General features: G+C 49.8%; 17 protein-coding genes. 8 read left to right on the top strand and 9 right to left on the bottom strand.

All coding sequences use genetic code 11. The annotated features are described in order from the left end of the window. Positions 1 to 53: 53 nt before the first annotated feature. The 7 genes from BUC30_RS02055 to aroE all read right to left on the bottom strand — a co-directional run bounded on the left by BUC30_RS02055 (position 54) and on the right by aroE (position 8,218). On the bottom strand, positions 54 to 1,223 hold the full coding sequence (locus tag BUC30_RS02055) for an A/G-specific adenine glycosylase (protein WP_073423300.1): 1,170 nt from the start codon (positions 1,221 to 1,223) through the stop codon (positions 54 to 56). 142 nt (positions 1,224 to 1,365) lie between these two features. Next, on the bottom strand, positions 1,366 to 2,796 hold the full coding sequence (locus tag BUC30_RS02050) for a glycosyltransferase (RefSeq protein ID WP_073423299.1): 1,431 nt from the start codon (positions 2,794 to 2,796) through the stop codon (positions 1,366 to 1,368). Further along, on the bottom strand, positions 2,759 to 3,541 hold the full coding sequence (hisA, locus tag BUC30_RS02045) for a phosphoribosylformimino-5-aminoimidazole carboxamide ribotide isomerase (RefSeq protein WP_073423298.1): 783 nt from the start codon (positions 3,539 to 3,541) through the stop codon (positions 2,759 to 2,761). The genes BUC30_RS02050 and hisA overlap by 38 nt, the downstream gene beginning before the upstream one ends. Further along, positions 3,541 to 4,590 (bottom strand): hypothetical protein, encoded by a 1,050-nt coding sequence (locus tag BUC30_RS02040; RefSeq protein ID WP_073423297.1) that lies wholly within the window; start codon positions 4,588 to 4,590, stop codon positions 3,541 to 3,543. The genes hisA and BUC30_RS02040 overlap by 1 nt, the downstream gene beginning before the upstream one ends. A 102-nt stretch (positions 4,591 to 4,692) precedes the next feature. Next, entirely contained in the window at positions 4,693 to 5,676 is a 984-nt protein-coding gene (locus tag BUC30_RS02035) for a GDP-mannose 4,6-dehydratase (protein WP_014546883.1), read from the bottom strand. Then, entirely contained in the window at positions 5,677 to 7,299 is a 1,623-nt protein-coding gene (gene aroB, locus BUC30_RS02030; RefSeq protein WP_073423296.1) for a 3-dehydroquinate synthase, read from the bottom strand. It lies immediately after the preceding gene. Between the two features lies 1 nt (position 7,300). Continuing rightward, positions 7,301 to 8,218, bottom strand: coding sequence for a shikimate dehydrogenase (aroE, locus tag BUC30_RS02025; RefSeq protein WP_073423295.1), 918 nt, complete (start codon positions 8,216 to 8,218; stop codon positions 7,301 to 7,303). A 181-nt stretch (positions 8,219 to 8,399) separates the two neighbouring features. Here aroE and der point away from each other — a divergent pair, with 181 nt between their 5' ends. The 4 genes from der (at position 8,400) to BUC30_RS16410 (ending at position 14,124) form a co-directional block, all read left to right on the top strand. After that, positions 8,400 to 9,827 carry a ribosome biogenesis GTPase Der gene (gene der, locus BUC30_RS02020; protein ID WP_014546886.1) on the top strand — a complete coding sequence of 476 codons (1,428 nt, stop codon included), beginning with the start codon at positions 8,400 to 8,402 and terminating at the stop codon, positions 9,825 to 9,827. Continuing rightward, a complete protein-coding gene (gene plsY, locus BUC30_RS02015) occupies positions 9,775 to 10,401 on the top strand; it encodes a glycerol-3-phosphate 1-O-acyltransferase PlsY (RefSeq protein WP_049858427.1) in 627 nt (208 codons plus the stop codon). The genes der and plsY overlap by 53 nt, the downstream gene beginning before the upstream one ends. Positions 10,402 to 10,637: 236 nt before the next feature. After that, the gene (locus BUC30_RS02010; protein ID WP_073423294.1) at positions 10,638 to 11,669 is read left to right on the top strand and encodes an NAD(P)H-dependent glycerol-3-phosphate dehydrogenase; all 1,032 of its coding nucleotides are present in this window, start codon (positions 10,638 to 10,640) and stop codon (positions 11,667 to 11,669) included. A gap of 421 nt (positions 11,670 to 12,090) precedes the next feature. Then, complete coding sequence (locus BUC30_RS16410; protein ID WP_073423293.1) at positions 12,091 to 14,124, top strand: FISUMP domain-containing protein; 2,034 nt, start codon at positions 12,091 to 12,093, stop codon at positions 14,122 to 14,124. A 195-nt stretch (positions 14,125 to 14,319) separates the two neighbouring features. Here the strand turns inward: BUC30_RS16410 and BUC30_RS02000 are convergent, their stop codons facing one another. Both BUC30_RS02000 and BUC30_RS01995 read right to left on the bottom strand, forming a co-directional pair. Then, entirely contained in the window at positions 14,320 to 16,464 is a 2,145-nt protein-coding gene (locus BUC30_RS02000; protein WP_073423292.1) for a glycoside hydrolase, read from the bottom strand. A 219-nt stretch (positions 16,465 to 16,683) separates the two neighbouring features. Then, entirely contained in the window at positions 16,684 to 17,856 is a 1,173-nt protein-coding gene (locus BUC30_RS01995) for a sugar transferase (protein WP_073423291.1), read from the bottom strand. Between the two features lie 18 nt (positions 17,857 to 17,874). Here BUC30_RS01995 and BUC30_RS01990 point away from each other — a divergent pair, with 18 nt between their 5' ends. Genes BUC30_RS01990 through nadC form a run of 4 tightly spaced genes read left to right on the top strand, consistent with a single transcriptional unit; the run spans position 17,875 to position 24,454 of the window. Further along, entirely contained in the window at positions 17,875 to 20,790 is a 2,916-nt protein-coding gene (locus BUC30_RS01990; RefSeq protein WP_348536601.1) for a TIGR02171 family lipoprotein, read from the top strand. 46 nt (positions 20,791 to 20,836) lie between these two features. Beyond that, positions 20,837 to 22,126, top strand: coding sequence for a homoserine dehydrogenase (locus tag BUC30_RS01985; protein ID WP_073423289.1), 1,290 nt, complete (start codon positions 20,837 to 20,839; stop codon positions 22,124 to 22,126). Between the two features lie 13 nt (positions 22,127 to 22,139). Beyond that, positions 22,140 to 23,591 (top strand): sugar transferase, encoded by a 1,452-nt coding sequence (locus BUC30_RS01980; protein ID WP_073423288.1) that lies wholly within the window; start codon positions 22,140 to 22,142, stop codon positions 23,589 to 23,591. Further along, a complete protein-coding gene (gene nadC / locus BUC30_RS01975; RefSeq protein WP_073423287.1) occupies positions 23,591 to 24,454 on the top strand; it encodes a carboxylating nicotinate-nucleotide diphosphorylase in 864 nt (287 codons plus the stop codon). The genes BUC30_RS01980 and nadC overlap by 1 nt, the downstream gene beginning before the upstream one ends. Positions 24,455 to 24,456: the final 2 nt, after the last annotated feature.

Here is a 24,456-nt window from a genome sequence, read left to right as displayed (position 1 = left end):
TGTCATGCCTGCCGGAGCCTGTCCTGAGCAAAGTCGAAGGATGCAGGCATCTCCTAAAGACATTTCTTTAGTGCTTTTAAGCTGAATGAATTAGCGAAAGTCTCCAAGGCTTTCGCTTTTTCAATCCATTCAAATGCGGTCGGCTTGTCACTATTGGCTGTTGGCTTTGGCAAGTGTGTTGCTTTTGCTGTTGTTGAAAGTTGCACGTGCAATACATCGCATTCGATTTTATGCACCGTGATGCTATGGCGGAATGTTCCGCAATGCTTTAACGATTCGACATCGTCGGCGTTGATGTAATCTTCTGCTTTGGCGGGGAGTGCAACGGTTGCATGGCGAGCACTTTCAAAATGCGGTAGCGCCAGTTGCTTGTCCAAGAATTTTTGCCCGCCGTTTACGGCTAAAATTTTTTCGTCCGCACTCTCGATAATGAGTACGGTTCCATGCCAGCTTTTTTCAGTGCGTTTTTTAGCGGGAGGAAATTCAGCCGTGCGGCCATCCAAGAATGCGCGGCATTCTTTATGGAGCGGGCATGTTTCGCAGAGCGGTGATTTCGTTTTGCAGACCGTTCGCCCGAGCTCCATCAGCGCTTCGTTGTGCATATACGCCTTTGGCGAATCCGCAACCTCCCGCGCATATTCCCAATAAATCTCGGAGGCTGATTTTTCTGTCATGCCCGTTCTATCATCCCGGACCCTGTTCCGGGACGTCGGCAAAAAATCAAGCTCGTACAATCGGCTAAAAATCCTGACGAGATTCCCGTCCAGAATCGCTTCTCTCTGGTGGTAGGCGAGGCTTAAAATGGCGCCCGCCGTGTACGCTCCAATTCCCGGCAACGCTTCCAATTCCTTGCGCGTCTCGGGCATCTTGCGCATTCCCGTCATCCTCGAAGCGGAGCGTAGGGAATCCAGTAAATTTTCCCCGCAAACCATTTTCGCCGTCTTCAATATATTCCTAGCGCGGCTATAATACCCAAGCCCCTGCCAGTACTTAAACACCTCGGCTTCTTCTGCCTGGGCTAGCGTTTCCACATCCGGAAACCGCTTCATCCATCGCGTAAAATAATCCCTGACCGTCGAAACCTGCGTTTGCTGCAACATCGTTTCGCTAATCCATACCGCATACGGATCACGGGGCGCATCCAAGTCCGCAGGTCTCCACGGCAATTCTGCCGCGTTCGCCCTAAACCATTCGCGCAAACGTTTCAAAGAATCAGGAGTCATTTGTTGTTAGTCAATGGTCTTTAGTCAATAGTGGGTTTGTGCATTTCAAAAAATGAGTTAAGAGCTCTGAGTTATTAGAGAATTTTATATTAGGATATTCTAATAACTACTGACTATTAACTAGTAACTGCGCCTCCGGCGCTCAAATCCCGTACACTTCCCGCTTGAGCTTTCTAAAGAACTCGAACTGCGTCTTGGTCGAGCTTGCAAGCGTGTAGCGTTCGCTGCGCTTGTGGCTGTCGATGCGCATCTGTTCGTAGAGTTCCGGCTTCTCAAGCTTGATGGTTCGGCATTCTTCGAGCGTTTCCAACCACTTTGCTTCATCAATCGGCAAAATGCGTCCGCAGCTGTCGTCCTGCACAATGTCGTGCGGACCGCCGTAATTGCTTACAATTGCGGGTGTGCCTGTAGACATCGCTTCTACGACAACGTTTCCGAACGTGTCCGTTGTGCTTGGGAACAAGAAAAAGTCCGCATCCGCATAAAGGCTTGCGAGCATCTCGCCGCCCTGTTCGCCTGCAAAGCAAACACTCGGATTGTCTTTGAACTGCTTCTTGATTTCATCGAGATACCAACCGTAGCCCACGTACATGAGTTCCACGTCGTCGTGCTTGGCTGAGAACTTGCTCCACACGGAGTTCAAAAATTCCAGATTCTTTTCTTTGGAAATTCTACCGATAAATGCAAATCGCACGGGCCTCTTGGTGCGGTCGCTGCCGAACTTTTCCCAAGCGCCTTTACCGCGCAATGTTGGCGAGAAACGATCGAGCGGGAGTCCGCGGGGGAGAATCTGCACCTGGTTTGCAGGGACCTTCAAGTCCTTTTGCAGAATGTCTGCATAGTCATCGCAAGGGCTAATGACCGGGCGTGCCATCCAGTAGAAAATGCGCATGAGCCAGAGCACGTACGTGTGCATCCACTTCGCTTTTACAAGCGTTTTGGCGTAAGTCGGCACGTCGGTGCGGTAGTGGCTAAAGACCTTGATGCCTGCAATCCATGCACATAGGCAAACGACCCAAGCGCCAGGGCTCGGAGTCTCAAGTTCAATCATGTCAATGGGGTAGCGCTTGAGCAATCGCAATGCCGGTGAAATGCGCGGAATGGCAAGTTCGCTGTTCGCGTACCCGAGCTGTTCCATGCTGAACAAACGCGGTAACAAAATGCAGTAGCTGTTTTCAATCACACCGCATGGGCGCGTGTTGAATGCGCTACCGGCGAGGTAAGCCTTCATGCCGTGTGCACGCATGTACGGAATCACGTTTCTCAAGTTGTTCGCGATGCCGTTTGTCTCGTCCAGATTGTCCGAGTAAAACAAAATGCGCACATCGTCCGGGTCTCTCTTTTGGCGTTCTTTCTTCAAATAAAAACGCAACTTTAAGAGCTTCGGCAAGTTTATAATCGGCGTAAAAAACACCAGAGGCGGGATCCAACAAGTGCGGATGTTTCCGGGTGGTCTGTGGTCAAATGAGAAAATCTTGCGGAAGGTGCTCGTGACCTTTCGACCAAAGATGGCCGGGCGAGAATCGAGCTTGTCGCTAGCCTTGAGCTTTGTTGAACTTGACGCAGTCGTCATACTTCACTCCTTTGCCACCGAACAAGTCTAAAGCACTACCAATGGTAAGGTCAATCTTGCCATTCGAAATTTCTTTGCAATGAATCAGGTCTTCAAGCGATTTTGCACCACCTGCATACGTCACAGGAATCGGGCTATTCTCGGCGAGGAACTTGATGAGTTCGTCGTCCATGCCTTGCTGCTTGCCTTCGACATCGGCTGCGTGAACCAAGAATTCATCACAGCTCTTGGCGAGGTCTTCGAGCGTTTCCTTGTTGATTTCGATATCGATAATCGTCTGCCAGCGGTTAGTGGCAATCTTCCACTGCGGTTTGCCATCGACCATGCCAGTGCGCTTGCAGCTCAAGTCCAAAATCAGGTGTTCCTTGCCGACAGTCTTTACAAGCTCGTCAAGGCGTGTACGGTCGAGCTTTCCATCCGGAAAAATCCAGCTCGTCACAATCACGTGCGAAGCGCCTGCCTGGATGTACTCCAAAGCGTTCTGGGCGTTGATGCCACCGCCAACTTGCATGCCCCCTGGATACGCCGAAAGCGCGTCCTTTGCCGCGCTCTCGTTTCCCTTGCCAAGCATAATCACGTGTCCGCCCTTGATGCCGTCTTTCTTGTAGAGTTCGGCAAACCATGCGGATGATCTGTCTGTTTCAAAATTTGTCTTGAGTCCCGCTCCGCTGTCGGAGAGTGAACTGCCGACGATCTGCTTTACCTTGCCATCGTGCAAGTCAATGCACGGTCTAAACTTCGTCATTAGTCCTTGACCCCTGTAATAGCCCAGTCAATTTTCTTGCCCAGTCCGTTCTGGCTTCTACCGCGGTAGAACAAAACTTCGCCACCTGCGGCAATCTTCATAGCCTTCTTTGCAAACCAGCCGTCAATCTTATCCAAAAGCGATGCCTTTTGCAAAACCTTGTTCACGGGGAACACCATAGCCGGGACGCCGTTCTTCCATTCAAATGAGAGCGTTGTTGTCGGGAATTTTTTGCCGTTGTATTCGGAGCCACCTTCCTTGACTTTTGTCGGGATGGCTACCTTCATGCCCTGCGGTCCGTTGTATAAGGCGTAACCCATCAACTTACCATCTTTTGTGAGGGTGATGCGGCCTGCGTGCATCGGGGATTTGTCGCTTGTGCTAAAATTGATGGTGCGGGCTGCCATATCTGTTGCCTGTGCGGTTTGCCAGATCTGGTCCATGTAGGCGTAACCCTTGACTGTCAAAGTGTCTTCGTTGTAGGCGATTTTACCCGTAACGCGTCCGTAAGGAATGTGGATGAACTGCCCCATCTTTTCCTTGCCGTAAGTCCAGACTCCATTTCCCGGGACCATGCCCTGGACTGCGCTTTCGAATGTCACGTCGAGGAGGAATTTTCCGCCCTTGTCGGCGCTATAAAGAACGCGATGGCCTTTACCCGGCTTGTTCTCGAGCTTGTATTCGCCCTTGATATCGATGGTTGCCTTTTCCTTGCTTGCAACGAGACGTTCTGGCGGGTATTGGCGGCCAACAGAGTAGGTCTTTCCCTTGAAATTCCAGAAGTTCAAGTCGCAGCCGATTTTACGACCGGAACCGGGCACGTTAAGGAGGGAGTAGTTTACAAAAGCTCGTGTGCCGTTGTCGAATACGAACTGGTAACTCCAGGTTTCGTTAAATTCCTTGGAAATGGGATTGTGAGGCATAAAGTCGCTAACAGTGAGGGCTCTATCGCCACCCTGCGGGCCAACAACTTCTGCGGCGTGTGTTGTCGCAGACAAAGCAAACAGGGCACAAATCCCCAAAGCAATATTTTTTATTTGTAATCTCATACTCGAAAAAATAAAAAAAAGCTGTTCATGTGGAACAGCTTTGTTGTAGAAATTCGCTAAACGGCGGTTATTGCGGAATGAATTGCCGATAAATGGAACAAGTTACAGACGCAAGTCGCGACCCATGCCCATCTTGAGTTCTACGCGGCGGCGGACCACCATTTCGTTGAACAAATCCGAGAGGCAATCTTCCATGCAAATCATGGGTTTCCAGCCGAGATTCATGATCTTGGTGGGGTCGCCAATCAAGAGTGGAATGTCATTGCAACGGTCGTAACCCGGGTCAAAACGGAAGTCCACGCTCACGCCGGAGATGTCCACGAGCATTTCCACGAGTTCACGGAACGTGTAGGACTTTCCACAGCAAATGTTGAACGCTTCGCCGGATTCGGCGGTGTTCAAAATCTGGATGGCAGCGCGGGCAACGTCACGCACGTCAACCACGTCACGGCTTACGTCGAGGCTTCCCGAATAAATGACCGGTTCTGCTCCGTAATACTTTATCTTCACCAACTGGTAGGCGATGGAAGGGATTACAAAGCGGCGGCTGTGATGCGGACCCGTAAAATGGAACGGACGTGCAAACACGATGTGGAGCCCATTTGCATTGCGGAACTGGTTTCCCAAAATTTCCATGCATGCCTTGGATGTGGCATACGGAGTGAGCGGGTTAGGAGGGTCAGTTTCCTTGTGCAGGTAAGTCAGTTGCTGTTCCGTCCTGCCATAGATTTCGCTACTGCTGAGGAGCAAGACTTTTGCCTTCGGCACAACCTGTCGCACCGCTTCGAGGAGCGTTTGTGTACCCAACAAGTTGATGTTGAGCGTTTCGTAAGGCTTCTTGTAGCTGAGCCCCACAGAGGATTGGCTTGCCAGATGGTAAATGTGCGTCGGGGAAACTTTCTGAATCATTTCCAGCACATTCCTGAAGTCCAGCAAATCACCGGTCAGGTACTGTACTCCTTCGACCTTTTGCCACGGCTGCGGAAGTTCATCACTGAAGCTGTACAGCTCGTGATTGGTGCCGCTTAAGTTAGATAGAATACTGTACCCAAGTGATCCCGTTCCCCCGGTAACCAATATACTCATCTAAACCTCACTTGCCTGGATGGCTTTCCAGGCATCTGCAATAATACCCTTATCAATATTACAAACTTTTTCGACCTTTCCGATCTTTGTAGGCAAAATATAAACTCTTGTGCCTTTTTCAGCCTTCTTGTCGACAGCCATTGCAGCCCAAGCCGCTTCGACATCCGTGTTGTATGTCTTCGGGAATCCGAGATCGTCGAGCAACTTGTTTTGACGTTGTTCATCTTCTTTCGAGAGCTTTCCGAGGAGCACGGCAGCGCGTGCAGCTACTCGCATGCCCAAGGAAACGGCGATACCATGGCTGTAAAGCTCGTAATGCGTAAGTTTTTCAATCGCGTGTCCGAACGTGTGGCCGTAATTGAGAATGGCGCGGAGACCTGCTTCCTTTTCGTCGATACCGACCACTTCGGCCTTGATTTGGCAACTGCGGAAAATCATGTGCTTCAACACGTCAAAGTCGTGAGCCTTGATCTTTTCGACGTTATTTTCAAGGTAGGTGAAGAATTCTTCATCGTAAATCACGCCATACTTGACGATTTCGGCAAGACCTGCTAAGTATTCGGTTGGGGGGAGCGTGTTCAGCACAGAAATGTCGCAGACAACCGCTTTCGGCTGGTAGAATGCGCCAATCATGTTCTTGCCTTCGGCATGGTTCACGGCGACCTTCCCACCCACGGAACTGTCGACCATGGACAAAAGCGTTGTCGGGAACTGCACAAACGGAATGCCGCGCTGGTACGTGGCGGCACCAAAGCCAGCCATGTCACCTACGACACCGCCGCTGAACTGCAAAAGGCAGCTCTTGCGGGTGTAACCGCGGTGCAACATGAAACTGTAAAGCTGGTTCAAGTTGTGGAGCGTCTTGTGGCCTTCGCCGGCCTGGAACTTGAAAATCGGGCAACGGCCTGCCTGGCCGCGGAGTTCCGAAAGCTTCGTGTTCTGTTCCTTGGCAATCGTTGTGTCCGTGCAAATCAAGAATTCATAAGTCGGAGCAAGGCGTAAGCCTTCAAGCATAATTGCTGCATCCGGCACAATGTTTTTGCCGATGAAAATCGGGTAGCGGCCACCTTCACTCGGGTGCACGTCAAGTGCATGGCTTTCCCAGAACTTGAGCATGTGCATGATGCGTTCCGTGACGTGCGTTTCGGAATAGTCGTTGGAACTTTCGACGCTAAAGTCCGCATTGGCGTAATTCTTTTCGCGGTCTTTCAGCATCTGCTTGATCTTTTCGAGGCGTTCTTCGTCCGAGAGGTTCGCGAGGAGCGGTCGCGTGTTCTTGCGGCCAATGCGTTCCGAAAGCACTTCGGGCTTTGCCCACAAGCGGATAATCGTTCCGTTTTCGCGGATGACTTTCAAGTTTTCTGCCTGCGTGAGAGCGCCACCGCCAAGAGAAACGACGAGAGGCTTTTCGCTCTGTGCAATTTCGGCAATCACGTCGCGTTCCATCTTGCGGAATGCGGCTTCGCCTTCTTGTTCAAAAATTTCGCTAATGGACTTGCCTGCTCGTTCTACAATGACGTTATCTGTATCGACAAACGGGCGTCCGAGGCGGTCTGCGAGGGCGCGACCTGTACGGCTCTTGCCGCTGGCCATGAATCCGGTAAAGTAGAGATGCTTCTTCATTTTAGCCCTGCATTCCTTTGCGCATAATCGCAGTAAGTTCTTCGTTTGTTTTGTTTTCGGTTTCCTTCGGGAACCACTTTTTAAAGCTTTCGAGGCCTTGGTGTACGAGCATGCCTTCGCCAGTTACAATCTTGCAACCTTTAGCTTCTGCCATCTGCAAAAGCTTGGTGTGAGGCGGCGTGTAGACAATGTCGCAGACAACCTGACCATTGTGCAGGCATTCGTCTGTAATGGGGGAAGCATCGATGTTTGGGCTCATGCCGACCGAGGTCGCATTGATGATGATGTCAAAGTTTGCGGAAATATTTGCAAATTCACCAAATGTCGTGACTTGAACGGTCTTGAAATTCTTATCGCCAGCATTGCCGGACTGGAAAAACTTGTTCAAAGAACCCGCAAGTGCTTCGCCTTTTTCCTTGGTGCGGCAAACAATAGTAAGCTCGTTTCCTTGTTCCACAAGCGTAAACGCAATCGACTGGGCGGCGCCACCGTTTCCGAGGAGCGCAATCTTCTTGTTAGACGGATTTACGCCATTCTCCTCGAGATTTCGCACGCAGCCGTATGGGTCCGTCGTCGTCCCGCAGAGCGTCCCACCGACAATGCCGTCCTTCCAGTACAGCGTGTTCACGCTGCCGGTGAATTTCGAAATTTCCGAAAGTTCATCGACCAGGCGGGCTGTTCCGTCTGCATTGAAAAATTCCGTCTTGTAGGGAATGGTGACATTTGCTCCGCGAAACTTCATCGCCTTGAAGCCTTCAATAGCTTTGGCAAAATTTTCGGGTTCGGGTGCGTAGGGGAGATAAGCCGCATTGATGCCAAGGGCGTCAAAAAGGGCGTTGTGCATGGCGGGCGATTTGCTGTGTGCAACCGGATGCCCGAATATGCAAAGAGTTTCCGTCTTTCCGTTTATGGAAGCCAAAGTAACCTCGTATGTCCTTCCCACCTGTGGGGAAAAACTCTAAATAATACACTACAAAGATATATTATTCTTGCGAGAAAGAATGAAAAAAGATGTTTGTTATTGGTTGTTAGTCATTGGTCATTAGTCGCTGGTCTTTAGTCTAAACGCCCCCTAGACACAATTTCTATATTTGTGCCCGATGAAATTACCTATTGTTTGCATAATTGGACGTCCGAACGTCGGAAAGTCCTCCCTCTTCAACCGCATTCTTGGCCGTCGTGCCGCCGTGGTGAGCGACCGCGATGGTGTTACCCGCGACCGTCATTACCAGAATGCGATTTACAAGGGTCACGAATTTACAGTCGTCGATACGGGTGGATTCTTGCCCGATGATTCTATTGACGTCTTGGCGGACAGCGTCCGCGCCCAGATTTTTAACGCCGTGAACGAAGCCGACCTCGTGCTTTTCATGGTCGATATCCGCGTGGGCATCACCAAGCTCGACCAGCAGTTTGCGCGTCTCATCCGCAAGCTCGACAAGAAGGTTATCCTCGTCGCAAACAAGAGCGAATTGCAGGGCGACCGCCAGGAAAGCTACGAATTCCTCAAACTCGGCTTTGGTCAGCCGCGTACCGTCAGTGCCTTGACCGGCTACGCTTGCCTCTCGCTCTTGGACGAAGTGGTCTCCGTGCTCCCGACTCCGGTGCGTGGCGAACGCCGCGAAGAACGCCCGGTGCGTTTTGCCATTCTCGGCCGCCCGAACGCAGGCAAGAGTACGCTCCTCAACCGCCTGTTGAACGAAGACCGCGCTGTGGTCTCCGACATCCCGGGTACAACCCGCGACTCTATCGACTGTGACTTTGTCGTTGACGGACAAAAGTTTGTCGTTACCGATACCGCAGGCCTCCGCAAAAAGGCTCGCGTCGAAGACGAAGTGGAAGTCTTCAGCAACATGCGTACGCTCGAAAGCATCCGCCGTTCTGACTTGTCTGTGCTCGTCGTCGATTGCACGCGCGGCATGGAAATCCAGGACTACCGCATCATCACGGAAATCCGCAAGGCGGGCAAGGGCCTCGTCGTCGTGTTGAACAAGTGGGATATCCTCCCGAACAAGAACGACAAGTCTTTTGATCACATGGTCAAGGAACTCCTCGAACGCGAACCGATGCTTGAATTTGTACCGATTCTTTCGATCAGTGCCAAGGAAGGCCAGCGCGTAGGTCGCGTGATTCAGGCTATCCAGACCGTCTATGCCAACTGCCGCCGTGTGCTTGGCCGTGACCGCGTTGCCGAAAGCTTTGCGAATTTCTTGCAGGAAAAAGCTCCTCCGAGCCACAACGGCCGTGTCGTCATGCTTACCCGTGCCTGCCAGATCATGGTGGAACCGCCGGTCATCGACATCGAAACCCGCACGCCGGAACTTGTCGACGAATCGTACAAGCGCTACTTGCTCAAAAAGTTTTATGACGAATTCCAGTTGCAGGGCGCTCCGCTCCGCCTGAATTTCGATAGAAAGTTAACCCTCAGAAAGGATGAAGAACTTGAACAGTTTACTGAGTCTTCCAATAGCGTACTTGCTGGGGTCGATCCCCAGCGCCATATGGATCGCAAAACTCGCGAAAGGTAAGGACTTTGACATTCGTGATTACGGCTCCAAGAATGCGGGCCTCACGAATACATTCCGCGTGCTCGGCTGGAAGCCTGCTCTCCCGGTCGTGTTCATGGATCTTTTGAAGGGCTTCTTTGGACCGTTTATCGCTCAAAAGATGTGCGAAGCTCAGGTCGCTGCTGGCGGCGCTGATTACAGCGCATGGGTCCCGCTTGTTGCAGGTCTCCTCGTGATTCTCGGCCACAGCTTCACCTGCTTTGCAGGCTTCCGCGGTGGTAAGGGCGTGCTTGCTGCACTTGGCGTGTTCCTTGCGATTTCGCCCTTGACGGTTCTTTGCGCATTTGCCCTCTGGATTATCCTCACGGTCACCACGAAGTACGTCTCCGTCGGTAGCATCTTCGGGTGCGGTCTTCTCGGTGCTCTTTCCATCTTTGGCTATGTCTGCCCAGAATACTACTTCGAAAGCATCAACCTTGGCCAGATGATTCTCGCCGTGATTGTCGCCGTGTTCGTCATTGTGAAGCACAAGTCGAACATCAAGCGCCTCCTCAACGGCACCGAGAACGGCTTTGGCTCTAAGCGAAAAAAGTAGGAAGTAGACGGTAGGAAGAATCCTTTTGTTCATGCATGTCACCCCGGAACGGAGTCCGGGGTCACCATTCTAGGATTACCTTTCTGGAATCCAGTAAATTTCTCGATTGAATGTGACTAGACACATTTAAATATTGTAGATTATATGCGGCAATGATTTTTGGCAATGTTGAGCATTGCCTACGAACCATTAACTATTGACCAATGACTAATGACCATTGACTAAGGAACGATATTATGAAAGTTACAGTTTTAGGTACCGGTGGCTGGGGCCTGACCCTCGGTCAAGTTGTTTACGAAAACAAGAACGAACTCACTTTTTGGACCAATTCCCAAGCAGAAGTTGACCTTCTCTCCACCGAACACCAGTACAAGGATAAGCTTCCTGGCGTTATTTTCCCGGCTGATTTTAAGTACACGACCGACATGCACGCTGCTCTTGAAGGCTGTGACATGGTCCTTATCGTTGTTCCGTCTCAGTTTATGGCTGGTGTTGCCGCAAATCTTGGCTCTTGGACCCCTGCAAAGGGCAAGGAACCGATTGTCGTTTGCGCCACAAAGGGTATTCTCGAAGGCACTGACCAGCTCATGAGCGAAGTCATCCTCGAAAAGGTGCCTTGGCTGACCGAAGACAAGATGGTTGCCTTTAGCGGTCCGTCTCATGCCGAAGAAGTGAGCCGCCACGTGCTCACCGCTATTGTCGCTGCTTGCGTGAACGAAGACTCTGCAAAGGTTGTACAGCAGGCAATGAGCTGCTCTTACCTCCGCGTCTATACTTCGACTGATATTGTCGGTGTGGAACTCTGCGGTTCCGTGAAGAACGTGATTGCAATTGCTTCCGGCGTGCTCTATGGCCTCGAAGCTAGTGGCAAGTTCAAGATTGGTGACAATACCCGCGCTGCCATCCTTACGCGTGGTCAGGCTGAAATGTGCCGCTTGGGCAAGGCTCTCGGTGCAAAGCCCGAAACGTTTGCAGGTCTCGCCGGCATGGGCGACCTCATCGTGACTTGCCTTTCCCAGCACAGCCGTAACCGCTACGTGGGCGAACACATTGGTAAGGGCGAAACGCTCGAACAGGTGCTTGCTGGCATGAAGATGATTGCCGAAGGTGTCCCGACTTGCCGTAGTACGCGCGCTCTTGCGAAGAAGCTTGGCGTTGAAATGCCGATTGTCGAAGCCGTTTATCAGATGTTGTTCGAAAACCGCAAGGTCGAAGACGTGGTCAAGGAAATCTGGGGCCGCGAACTCAAGGCTGAAAACTGGGCTTAGTTAATACAAAATAATTTAAAGTCAAACCCGCGATCGTTCGACCGCGGGCTTTTTATTATTTATCATCCCGCCTACGAGCGGAAAAAACCTTCTCAAAACAGAAAAACGTAAAATCCCGCAAAAAATGTAAATTGTAAATAAAATTTTACTTTATAAAATCAAGCTCTAATTTCGTTCTCTTGTATTCAATCTCTAAAATTCCCAAAATGCCCAATTTACTCAAATTTTGGCAAATATTGCTAAAAGTTTACTTATTTGCTGTGTGATATTTTTATAAGAAAACGAACGTAAAATTGCAAACTTATTCCAACTTGAAATAATTTTTTGTAAGCAAAACTTAACTTTCTCGAAAAATTAATGTAAACTTTGTTTTGTGAAAGTTTTTCACAAAGATTGGAGAAAATTAACAAGGGAGCATATTATGCAATACAAGAACCTCAGTGTTGCGGGTTGTGCCGCACTCATGTTTGGTCTCATCGCATGTTCTGGCGAAGATGGAACAGACGGTGTTAATGGAACTAACGGCTTGAATGGTACAAGCTGCGAAGTCAAGTCATTGAAAGATGACAGTGGCTATAAGGTGCTTTGCGGAGGGGATTCTGTAGGCGTCTTGTTACACGGTAAGAATGGTGCAACGGGTAAGCAGGGTGTTACTGGTGCTACCGGTGCAACGGGTAAAACTGGTAAAACAGGTGCTACCGGTGCTACAGGTAAGGACGGCGCTAGCTGTACTGTAGAAGCTATTACCGATGGCTATTCTGTGCTTTGCGGTGGCAAGCAAGTTGGTGTCTTGAAAAACGGTGTTGCCGGTGAATCTTGCACGACTTCTGAAGCAACTGACGGCATTAAGATTACTTGCGGATCTACCGAAACCATTCTTAGAAATAAGAAGTGCTCTGTCACGGAAACCGCAGCCAAGGATGGCACAAAGGGCCTTCAGATGGAGTGCGATGACGGAACCTCCGGTGTCGTGTGGGACGGTAAGAATGGTGCCGATGGTACCAATGGTACCGACGGTATCAACGGTGAAGATGGTACCAGCTGTACTGCTCAGACCATCAAGGACGAAAAGAACGGTAAGGAAGGTATCCAAATGTTCTGCGGTGAAACGCTTGTTGGTACCGTATGGAATGGCGAAGACGGTAACGATGGTGTAAGCTGCACAAGTGTGGACAAAGGAACCGGAATGGTGGAAGTGACTTGCGGTGACGCGGATCCGATCACCATCTTCAAGGCTATGTGCGGTGAAGATTTCTACGATCCTGCCAATAAGTTCTGCGTCTTTGGCAAGCTTTATGACAAGTGCGATGGAAAGGCATATGTCCTTAATGAAGAAACCTGTATCGATAATAAGATCGTTCCGCTCTGCTTGGAATACCAGCTGCTGAAAAATGGTAACTATAAGTTTGTTACCAAGCGTGGCATTCAGGATGGTGAATTCTGCTGGAATGGCATCATTACTCCGAAGTGCGGTGGCAAGGAATTCGGTCAGCATGAATACTGCGGTAAGGACAAGGACGGAAAGACTGACGTTGTCTTGTCGTACTGCGATAATTCTTATGCTGAAGGCGGAATTACTGTTGCTGATGCTTACAGTACCCTCGGTGTAGAGTTGTCTCCTCGCCCAGTTGAAGGTGACGAACCGGCTCCTGCCGAAGAAAAGGAAAGCCTCTATGGCAACTTGGTCGGTAAAGCTCTTGACGCTTATGATGCTGCAAAGCTGAAAACGTTCTATGAAAAGCTTGAAGCCGCAAAGAACCGTTGTGAAGGTATCGAGTATGCTAAGTGGTGCGGTGACGAAATGTACGACAAGACTAAGCAGTTCTGCGATATTCGTGACAACCGTATCTATAAGTATGCTCAGCTCAAGGGCGTAGACGGTATCTGGTGGATGAATGAAAACCTCGCGTTCGAATACAAGCTGCCTAAGGTTGTTACGACGGATGATGTTGAATCTATCGACCAGGTTATGGGTGAAGTTAATTTCGAAGAAAAGGTCTTTGAAAACTTCGAAGCTACTGAAGGCCGTTACTATACTTGGAAATCTGCAAAGGGTGAAGGTGACTTCAGAAATAACATGACAGAAGGCGAAATCAAGAAACTTAACGTTGAGGATCAGACTTCTGGTGCATGCCCGGCTGGTTGGAGATTGCCGACTAAGGACGAACTTGATCTGCTCCAGGCTGCTGGTGCCAATGTTGAGAACGAATATGGTTTCGATGACGTTGGTTTCGATTTCACGGCGGTAGGCTACTACGACGCTAACAACAATAAGGTCATGAAGGATGATTACGCTTACTTCTGGTCTGATACTGAAGATGAGGATGAAGTGAAGCAGGCTTATGGCTTGGTTGTCATGGACAAGGCAAGTAGTGAAGTCAACACGACTAACAAGGTCTACGCCTTCACGGTCCGCTGCGTCTCTGACACTGACCCTGCAGTTGATGCTAAATAATCAGCTAGAGAATCTTAGCTAATAGAAATTCTCACATAATACAGCTCCAAGGCACCTGGTTTCGCCACCAGGTGCCTTTTGCGTATCTTGTTCAAGCTCAATACATATAATGCTCGGGTATAAATTCGAGCTAAAGCATGAATGAAAAACGGCCCGCATTCGCGGACCGTTCTTAAGTTTTAATAGCGTTTGTCGTTACTTCTTGAAGACGCGCTGAACATTAGATTTTGTTTTCAAAATGTAGGCGCCTTGACGGATGCTCGGCTTGAGCGTTCCGTTTTCGTTGAGAGCTTCGCTCTTGAGACCCTTCCAAACGAGGTTGCCGTTCATGTCAAAAATCATTGCCAATGTCTTGCTGTCGTTCAGGACCGGCTGACGGAACGATTTGATGGCGCTTGCGCTCTTGCAGCCCGTGGCGACAATCTTTGCAATGTAGATGCCTGCAGATTCGCTGTTGAACGTGAGTGCGGTAGAACCGTTTTCACCTTCCTTCTTGAGGGAAACTTTTGTTTCGCTCCACTTGCTTGCCGAAGCCGGCTTGCCGTATTCGTAATCGACCCAGCTACCGCCTGCGGCGCCGCCCACGTTCACGTAAGCGTCAGAAGTGCCCTGGCTGCGCATCGTGATTACGAGGCTTGCGCAAGAGGCGAGTGCCTTGGCGCCTTCGGCGCTGATGTTCAAAAGTTGGTTCTGGTAGCCGCAGGTTTCTTCGGACTGGTCGCAGCCAGCGAGCGGAACGCTTGCATAACCGGCGATGCCGTCAATAGCGGTTGTGCCGTAGGTGACTGCGGAGAGTTTGTCATCCATGGCCTGCCAGCTGGAAACGTCGGTCGTTGTCGTATAGTCGACAATCACAACGTCATCCGTCGGAACGATAACCGGTTCGGTATAGCTGGAATCGCTTGTTTCGTCCTTGCAGTTGGCGACTAAATCGACTGTGGCGCCTTTCTTATAAACGAGCGTTGTAATGGAGCGTGCCGGCAAGACAGTGCAGTTTGAAATTGTCACGTTCTTGCTCTTGAGGCCGTTTTCCTTGGATTGCACTGCGGTGATGAGTCCGTAGCCTGCGATGGCCGGATTGTCAAGCTGGATGGCCGTGCTACCTGTATTGATGAGAACGGTAGTGATGGAGTCGCTGTTTGCGCTCAAGAAAGCAACAGTCTTGAGGTTTGCTTCGGCGGTGGATGTTGCAATAACGCTTGCACCCGGATTCACGAACTTGGAGAAGTGGCGCATGGCGTGGTATTCCGGGTGAATCTTGTAGCCTGCTTCATCGCAAACAAATTTGCCGCTGCCGTCCAGGTCCCAGCCTGCACCCGGGCAGACGCTGATCATCTGGGAGTGGTAACCCCAGAAAAGCTGCCAGGCGATGTAACCGGAGAGGCGACCGTCGGTAAAGCCGATTTGCATAATCTGGGCGAGGCCGAGCATGTCCTTTTCGCGCGGTTCGTCGAGCATCGGGCAGAATTCCGTCATGATGATGGGCTTGTCGCCCTTGCCATACACGTCGGCGATGGCCTTCATGGGCTTGCGGAAGTTTTCCGGGTCCAGGTAGTTGTTACCGGAGTTGTCGTTACCATCACCGGCGTTGTAAAGATGGTAGGAGTAGCCGTCCAGCTTGTTGGCATCGAGTTCCTTGGCGTACTTTTCGAAGTTGCTGTAGCCAATGCCGAGCGGTTCCGGTCCAAGGAGTTTTGTCTGTCCCTTCACGGCGTCATAGACGGCGTTCAAGGCTTCCTTGTAACCGGCGATTTCATTTGTTTCTGTCGGTTCGAAGAGGGTTTCTTCGTAATCGGCTTCCATGTCCGGTTCGTTTTGGAGAGAAATGTAGTCCGGAGAGATGCCTGCGGCCTTGTAGGCTTCGAGGCTCTTCTTCCACCAGTTGGCGAAATCGCTGTAGACATACTTGCCATACGGGTCGCTGTTCGAGGTCTTGAGCGTGTTCTGACTCTTGACCTTTTGGCCGTTTATCTTACCGTTCAGGCTGTTGCTCGGCTTGAGCTTTGCCGGGGCAGACCAACTGGACATCTGGATTTTCATGTGGTCGCCGAGACGCTTTTTGGCTGCCTTGACGATGTCGATATCGTCTTGCAATTTCGTGGCGTCTTCGTCTTGATACCAGTTGCCCACACGGAGCAAGGAAATGTTAAGACCCGTGAATGCGGTATCGAAAAGTGCTTCTTGGTCTGCTGCGGGGAGGTTCTTGATCCAGCTTTGGTAGTAAACGCTTGCGCCACCGAAACCCGTAACTTTCTGGGCTGTTGCGCTTGGATCGACTGTTACGCTTGCGGCATAGGCGCTAGCTGCGAGTAACGCCGTCGAAATCAAATATTTTTTCATATTCGCTCCTTATATCACACCGGATAATTAACCATACACCGAGAGCGAAAGATACTAAAAGTAACAAGGAGTTTCAAGAATGTTTTATCCCTGCGTCATCCTGACCCTGCAAGGGAAAGGACCCAGTCAATTTATGACTAGAATTAACTGGATGCTTCGTTCTTCGAACTCAGCATGACGAATCAGAATTCTTAACTCCTACTTCCTAATCCCTATTGCCTAGTACGCGCCGTCGCCTTTGAACACGACCTTGAACGTCTTCAAAATGAGCTTGAAGTCGTCCCCGAGCTTGCCGTCGCGACGAATATAGTCGTTGTCGAGGCGCATCTGACCTTCGAACGGGATGTTGCTGCGACCGCTGACCTGCCAAATACAGGTAAGTCCCGGAGTCACGGAAAGGCGCATGCGGTGCCACGGTTCGTATTCAGCCACTTCAGACGGAATTGGCGGACGCGGACCGACGATGGACATATCGCCTTTAAGGATGTTGATGAGCTGGGGCAGTTCGTCGAGGCTGAACTTGCGGAGAACATGTCCGAACGGGTAAATACGCGGGTCGTTCTTCATCTTGAAGGTCTTGCCGCCAGTCTCGTTCTGTGCCATGAGTTCCTTTTTGCGCTCTTCGGCATCCACATACATGCTACGGAACTTGTACATGGTGAACAAAGCTCCGTTCTTGCCCACGCGGGTCTGCTTGAATATAATCGGTCCCTTCGGATCGCTAATCTTGACGGCGAGCGCGCAGAATAAAAGGAGCGGAGAAAGGACAATCAATGCTGCGGAAGTGCAGGTGATGTCTACGATCCTCTTGATGATGTGCCTGAAGCGGATCTTGTGCGGGTGGACCCAGATGTCAGAAAGGTTCAACCTGTTCAGCGTGAAGAAACTTCCGTTTGTGCTGTTGAATTCCTTCAGCTTATCGTCCATTTCGAGGTTGTCCTTTTCCTGATAGCCTGTGTAAAGGTATGCCTGGAAAATCGGACTCTTGGGCTTGTGGCGGAGTGCCTGGATAAGACCTGCATCGTTGAGCTTGTGGAGAATTTCCTTGCGGATACTCTCGAGTGTGCTCATGTCAGAATTCAAAAGGATGATGCCGATACCGCTATTGTCGCTCAGGTAACCAAGTACATCGATAAAGCGCAAGTGCGAAAACATCGTGAGGACGCTGATTTTCCAAGTATTTTCGACAATCTTAGAAGGACGTCCCCAACCAAGCACGTCATATTGGTGCGAATAGATCTTGATGAAGAGGAAGGGCTTGCGGGTGCGGTTCGCGCGCAAAAACTCTTCGTTCAACCTAGCTTTGAAGAGCTTGGCTGGATACACAATATTCTTCAATTTCTGTTCGTTAAGAATCGAACCAATTGCGGGATTGACGGTTTCCTGTTCCATGCGCCTAAATATAAAAAAATGGGGATTGCTTTCAATAAGTGCCAATTTTTTAGGTGTTGTAAATCAATGTTTGCAATACGATGTTTTTTTATTAGATTTTTCATAGAAGGATTGAAAATGACCGTTAGACTTTTTTGGGTGCTTATTTTTGCTGGATTTTTTTGGGGGTGTTTTTCGGATGGAGGGAGTTATCCAGCCGAGGGTATTCCGTCTTCGGACGTTCATAGGCAAATGTTGCTTGTCGAAGGGTCAAAAGATACCGTTACACTAGGAACAAATAAGAGTGGTGCCAAAATAGACGAATCTCCGGAAATGAAGGTCTTGCTGGACTATGATTTTTGGATGGATGTCCATAAGGTAACTTGTGGTGAATTTAAGTCGGTTGCTGAAAAACGCATCGATTGTGGCTCGGATAGCGTGCCTGTAGTCAATGTGACTTTTTTTGATGCTGTTCTCTTTGCTAATGAAAAAAGCAAAATGGATGATTTGGATACGGTCTATGAATATTCAAGTGTGGAATTTGATAGAGATGGACATTGTGTGAATCTTGCAGGTTTTTCGTTCCATCTCGATAGGATGGGCTATAGGCTCCCGACCGAAGCTGAATGGGTGAAGGTAGCTTCTGAAGATGATAAATGTTCGGATTGTTTTGAAGAAGAGAAGGAGTTTGTCAACGACTACAAAGGTCTTTTCAAAAATGAGATCGTGACAAATTTTGCGGGTGCGTCCAGTGCAAATGGCGCCGATGAACGTATTATCAAGGGTGGATCTTCGTCAAACCTTTATTCAAGAGGGGGGACGTATCCTGTAAGTCCGTCTACTTATGATGACCATGTTGGGTTCCGTTTGGCGCTTGGCGCAATCCCTAATGCGACTTTTTTAGACCAAGACGGAAAGGAAGTAAGTTCTCCGATTAGAATTGTTTTATCAGCGCTGAAACTGTGGGATTACACAAAGACTTCTAAAGTAAAGCTTGTCTTTAAAAACGAGGTTACGGGCAACCTCAACTATATAGATTATACAAATGAAAAAGATATAGTGGAAATTGTGGATACGATTCCTGCTTATCATCCCGATATTTCTCCGGATGGGAAAAAAGTGGCGTTCTGTACGGGTATAGAAGGTATCGACCAAGCTTCCCGGCTTTACGTCCGAAATTTGGATCCAAAGGGTTCCGGTCTTGTAAAACTTGATGTCAAGAGTGCTGCTATCCCTCGCTGGAGCGTGCTCGCTAATGGAGATACTGTTATTACCTACGTGACCAAAGCAGGGGATAATTCTAACGAGAGTACCTTCAAAAGTGCAAGTACTTGGCAAGTGCCGTTTATGAATGGAAAGTTCGGAACGCCGGTAAAGTTGTTCGACGGTTCGTTCCATGGCGGTATCAGTGAAGACGAGTCGCTTGCGGTTACAGGGTCGAAAATTCTCCGTGCTCGTGTCCATAAAAAAGAGAAAATCTGGTATAATAAGGAACAGGCGTGTAATGTATCGCTTGCGAAGGATTATAGTAAGCGTACGGCTTTTCTTGATTTTGGTGGTAGCACTGGCAAAAATTTTGTGGGCGAAAAATACAGAGTCCACGAGTATTTGTTTATTGCGGACAGCTCTGGAAATCTTGTTCAAAGCGTGAGGGCACCTTCGGGTTTTGTATTTGATCATTCCGAATGGGCAACGGGTCGTGTGAACCAAAATCTTGTGGCGACTCTTACAAATGCAGATGGAGCTCACACGAAGATTGTTCTTGTCCACTTGGCGGATAGTTCTGTTACAAATCTTGTTGAAGGCGAAGAATTATGGCACCCGAGCCTCTGGATTCAGGGGAAAACGAAGGCTATCTCCAGTTCTAGTAAGGCTGTTAGCAGTTCTAGTGTATCAAGCAGTTCCAGGAAAATGAGTTCTAGCGGCGCAGAATCAAGCAGCAGTAAAAACTCCAGTAGCTCCGGGGAATCGAGCTCTTCAAGCGATGATTCTAGCAGCTCAGGAGAATCGAGTAGTTCAAGTGATTTCTTCAGCAGTTCTTCGGAAGAACTAGTGGAATTCTTTGAACTTGATGAGGATAGCGCAGGTTTTTATGCCAAAAACAATGAGTTCCAGGAAGCGCATTGGAGCTACAAGATGGAGCTTGTTTGGACTTATTGGGATACTGCGGATGTCGTCGTTTTCGGATCGTCCAGATCGCATCATGGGGTTATTCCCAAATTGTTTAGCGATCAGTTCTACGTGGTAAATTTAGCTAGTGCGCATGGCAATCTTCACAGTACGCATTATATTGCGGTCAATTACGTATTGCCTCACTTTAAGAAGTTGAAGTATATAATCGTTGGCATAAGCTTGGATAGGCTCTGGCTTGGCAAAGTCAACAGTTTCTTTTACCTTTATAGTCCAGAAATCAAAGGGTATGTCTACGATGCCAATCACGATTTCTGGAAGTCTGGCGTTCCTGAAGGTCTTAAGGATATGACGCATGATGTGCCCAAGGTTTCCTCGTATGCAGCTAACTTGACCGAACGGGGGTATATGCCTTTGAACAGTTGTAGCGACTGGAGGTCGAGTGCACATGCCGAAAAGGATATTGGATGGCTTGATACGGGGCTTGTCCGTCTTGAAGAAACTCTGGGTTACTTGACCGATATTATCGAATTGGCTGCTGAAAGAAATATCAAGGTTATCGGTGTGGAGTTCCCGCAGAATCCCAATTACAAGGAATCGAATGCTTACGGAAAATATGGGCTCCGTAACAGCGATGCTCCGCAAATTCTAGAACGACTCGATGCTTTGACCCAGAAATACAGCAATTTTACCTTCTTTGACCAGCATAAAATGGGGGAACATGATTACCTGGAAGGGATGAGTTATGACGATGATCACCTCTGCCGTGCTGGTGCCATGCAAATGACCCATCGTCTGGACTCTCTGTTAAAAACTCTGGAGTGACTTTTTACTACATTATAGCGCGTAAAATTTAAAATGGAGACGCTATATGTTGCGTATTGGTTTAATTGGCACGGGTACCGTTGGTGGTGGTGTCATTCAGATTCTTGAACAGAAGATTGCCGAATATAAGGAAAAGCTTGGCGTTGAACTGCAGCTCGCTTGCATCTGCGCTAAGTCCGAAGAAGAAGTTGCCCCGTACAAGGCTAAGGGCTACAAGGTCTCGACCAATGCCGACGAAATGATTGCTGGCGACGATATCGACGTGCTCGTGGAACTCGCCGGTGGCTACAACATGCCGCGCAAGTGGATCCTCGCTGCTCTCGAAAGCGGTAAGCATGTGGTGACGGCCAACAAGGCTCTCCTCGCCAAGTACGGTCACGAAATTTTCCCGCTCGCCGCAAAGAAGGGCTTGCATGTCCTGTTCGAAGCTGCTGTTGGCGGTGGCATTCCTATCATCCGCAGCGTCCAGGAAGGCTTCGTTGGCTCTACGGTCGAAAGCCTCAGCTGCATTATCAATGGTACTTGCAACTACATCCTCAGCCGCATGGCCGAAGAAGGTCTCGACTTCGACGTCGTCTTGAAGGACGCCCAGAAGCTCGGCTTTGCTGAAGCTGACCCGACTTTTGATATCGAAGGTATCGACTCCGCCCACAAGACCGCCCTCCTTGCCAGCCTTTGCAGCGGCAAGCGCGTGGACTTCGAAAAGATTCACGTTACCGGTATTTCCAAGATTACCGCCCAGGATATCGCATTCGCTAAGGAACTTGGCTGCTGCGTGAAACTCCTCGGCATCTACCACCGCGATGGCGACCGCGTGGACGCCCGTGTCCATCCGTGCTTCGTTCCGAACACGAACTTGCTCTCTAACGTGAACGGCGTCATCAATGCTGTTTACCTCAAGTGCGACAACCTCGGCGAAACGGTTCAGACCGGTGCCGGTGCTGGCCGCCTCCCGACCGCATCTGCAGTCGTGGCCGACCTCGTGTCCCTCGCTCGTTCTACCGACCAGGGCAGCCGCAAGGCACTCCCGATGGGCTGGTTCAACGTCGAAAACTCTGCAACGCTCGTTCCTATCTCCGAAACTAGCGCCCGCTACTACCTCCGCTTCACGTCCCGTGATGCTTGCGGTGTGCTCGCCAAGATCACGAAGATCCTTGCAGACAACAACATCTCTATCGAAACGATTATCCAGAAGAACGTGAACGACCCGGGCAAGGTGTCCATCGTCGTCATTACGGAAAAGACTCTCGATAGCAAGCTCTCCAAGGCTGTCGATGCAGTGAACTCTCTCTCCGAAATCGTTGAGAAGAGCCAGGTCATCCGCTTTCTCGCTTAATTAAAGGTCGTATATGATTCGCGCAACTACTTTGGAACGAATTCTTTTAATCCTCTCGGATTTTGCCGCTTTGTCGATTTGTTTCGCCTTGGCGTTTTGGGTTCAGTTCCATAGTGGTTGGATTGTAGATAAGTTTGACCCGACCAAGACGTTCGAAAGCTATTGGCAGTACGGACTAGTCTTGAATATCGGGTGGCTTACTCTATTTACCTTTGCCGGATTGTATCGCTCCTGGTTGTTGCTTTCAAGAACGCACCAAGTCTTGCGCGTCCTCAGGGCTGTCGTGATTGGTGTGGTCTTGGTGATTGTCTGTCTTTTTGGTGCTGAATTCATGGGGAAGGTCTTCACGAACCAACCGCTCAGCGAGGGCTATCTCTATGGATCTCGGTTCCCGTGGATATTTATATATGGCGGCCTTGCTATTTTGCTTGTTGGCCTGTTCCGTATGCTCATCTACATCTTCTTGCGGGCTTTGCTCCGTAAGGGTTATGGGGCGAACAACATCCTCGTGCTTGGCGCTACAGAAGCGGGCCGAAAGATTGCTGAAGATTTGGCAAAGACTCCGGCTCGTGGTCAGCGTGTTGTGGGCTTTGTCGATGAACGCTATCAAGTCTTGCCGAAAAAGTTTGCGAAGGTTCCGGTTCTCGGCAAGTATTCCGATTTGCCTGCTCTTGTCAAGAAGTACAAGGTCAGCGGCATTATCATTGCGCACGAAAGTACGTCTCCGCAAGAGATTATGCGTGTGCTCGTCTGGATTTGTGAACTCCCGCTCCACATTTATATTGTTCCTGAATTGTATAGCGTTGTGAATGGACGTTTCAAGGCAAACCTTGTTTACGGTTTCGAACTGCAGGAACTTTTTGCGTTTACGATGCCGCTTTGGCAGGTGCGTGTCAAGCGCATTATCGATATTGCTTTTGGCTTGTTCCTCGGGCTTTTGTCGCTCCCAGTCTGCTTGTTTGCTGCTATTGCGATTAAGCTCGATGACCATGGTCCTGTTTTCTATTCGCAGGAACGTATTGGTCTTTATGGCAAGCCGTTTACGGTCTACAAGTTCCGCACGATGCGTACCGATGCTGAAAAGTTCGGTGCCCAGTGGGCCACCAAGAAGGACCCGCGCATCACGCGAATTGGTCGCTTCTTGCGCAAGACCCGCATTGATGAACTTCCGCAGATTCTTTGTGTTTTGAAAGGCGACATGAGCATGGTGGGTCCGCGTCCGGAACGCGCTGTGTTTATCGGCAAGCTCCGTGAACAGATCCCGTTCTACATCAGCCGCCTCAAGATGAAACCGGGCCTCACAGGCTGGGCTCAGGTTTGCCACCATTATGATACGAGCATCGAAGATGTGCAGATCAAGCTCCAGTACGATATGTACTACTACGAGAATATGAGCTTGCTTTTGGACTTCCAGATTCTTGTACGAACAGTTTACGTTGTTTTAACCGGAAAAGGCGCACAGTAATGTACGGCGATAATTCTACTCCAGTATTCCCAACCGAAGATGCTTTGACCATGATCCGCCTCGCTTTGGCGGAAGACGTTCGCACGGGTGACGTGACCAGTGAATGGACCATCCCCGCGGACCAGAAACAGCATGCCCGTCTCATCGCTAAAGAAGATGGCGTGCTCGCCGGCCTTCCGATTATCGAACTCGTGTTCCAGGAACTCAAGGCAAACGCCAAGGTGACGCTCCACAAGAAAGATGGTGACGTCGTGAAGAAGGGCGACTTGATTGCTGAACTCGATGGCACAACGCACGAACTTTTGACGGGTGAACGCACGCTTCTGAACTTCATCCAGCAGCTCTCCGGTGTGGCAACGGTTGCTCACACGTTCCAGGAAGCCTTGAAGGGCGGTAAGACCAAGGTGCTCGATACCCGCAAGACGATTCCGGGTTTCCGCACTTTGCAGAAGTACGCCGTTCGCGTCGGTGGTGGTTCCAACCATCGCATGGGCCTTTTTGACATGGTGCTCGTGAAGGACAACCACATTGCAGCCGCCGGTGGCGTGCTTGAAGCTCTTGAAGTTGTCAAGAAGAACAACAAGCAGGGCTTGATGGTTGAAATGGAAGTCGAAAACTTCGACCAGCTCCGTGCTCTCCTCAACAAGGGTGTCGATGTCATCATGCTCGACAACATGAGCAACGAAATGATGGCCGAAGCCTTGAAGATTATCAAGGAAAGTGGCGACAAGGTGCTTGTGGAAGGTTCTGGCAACATGACGCTCGAACGTGCGAAGCAGATTGCAACGCTCGGTCTCGACTTCATCTCTGTCGGTGCCCTCACGCATAGCGTCAAGGCTCTCGACATTTCGATGAGAATTTAATT

It is taken from the genome of Fibrobacter sp. UWB7 (genome assembly GCF_900142945.1).
Taxonomy (GTDB): Bacteria; Fibrobacterota; Fibrobacteria; order Fibrobacterales; family Fibrobacteraceae; genus Fibrobacter.
This window is presented reverse-complemented; position numbering and strand designations above follow the sequence as displayed.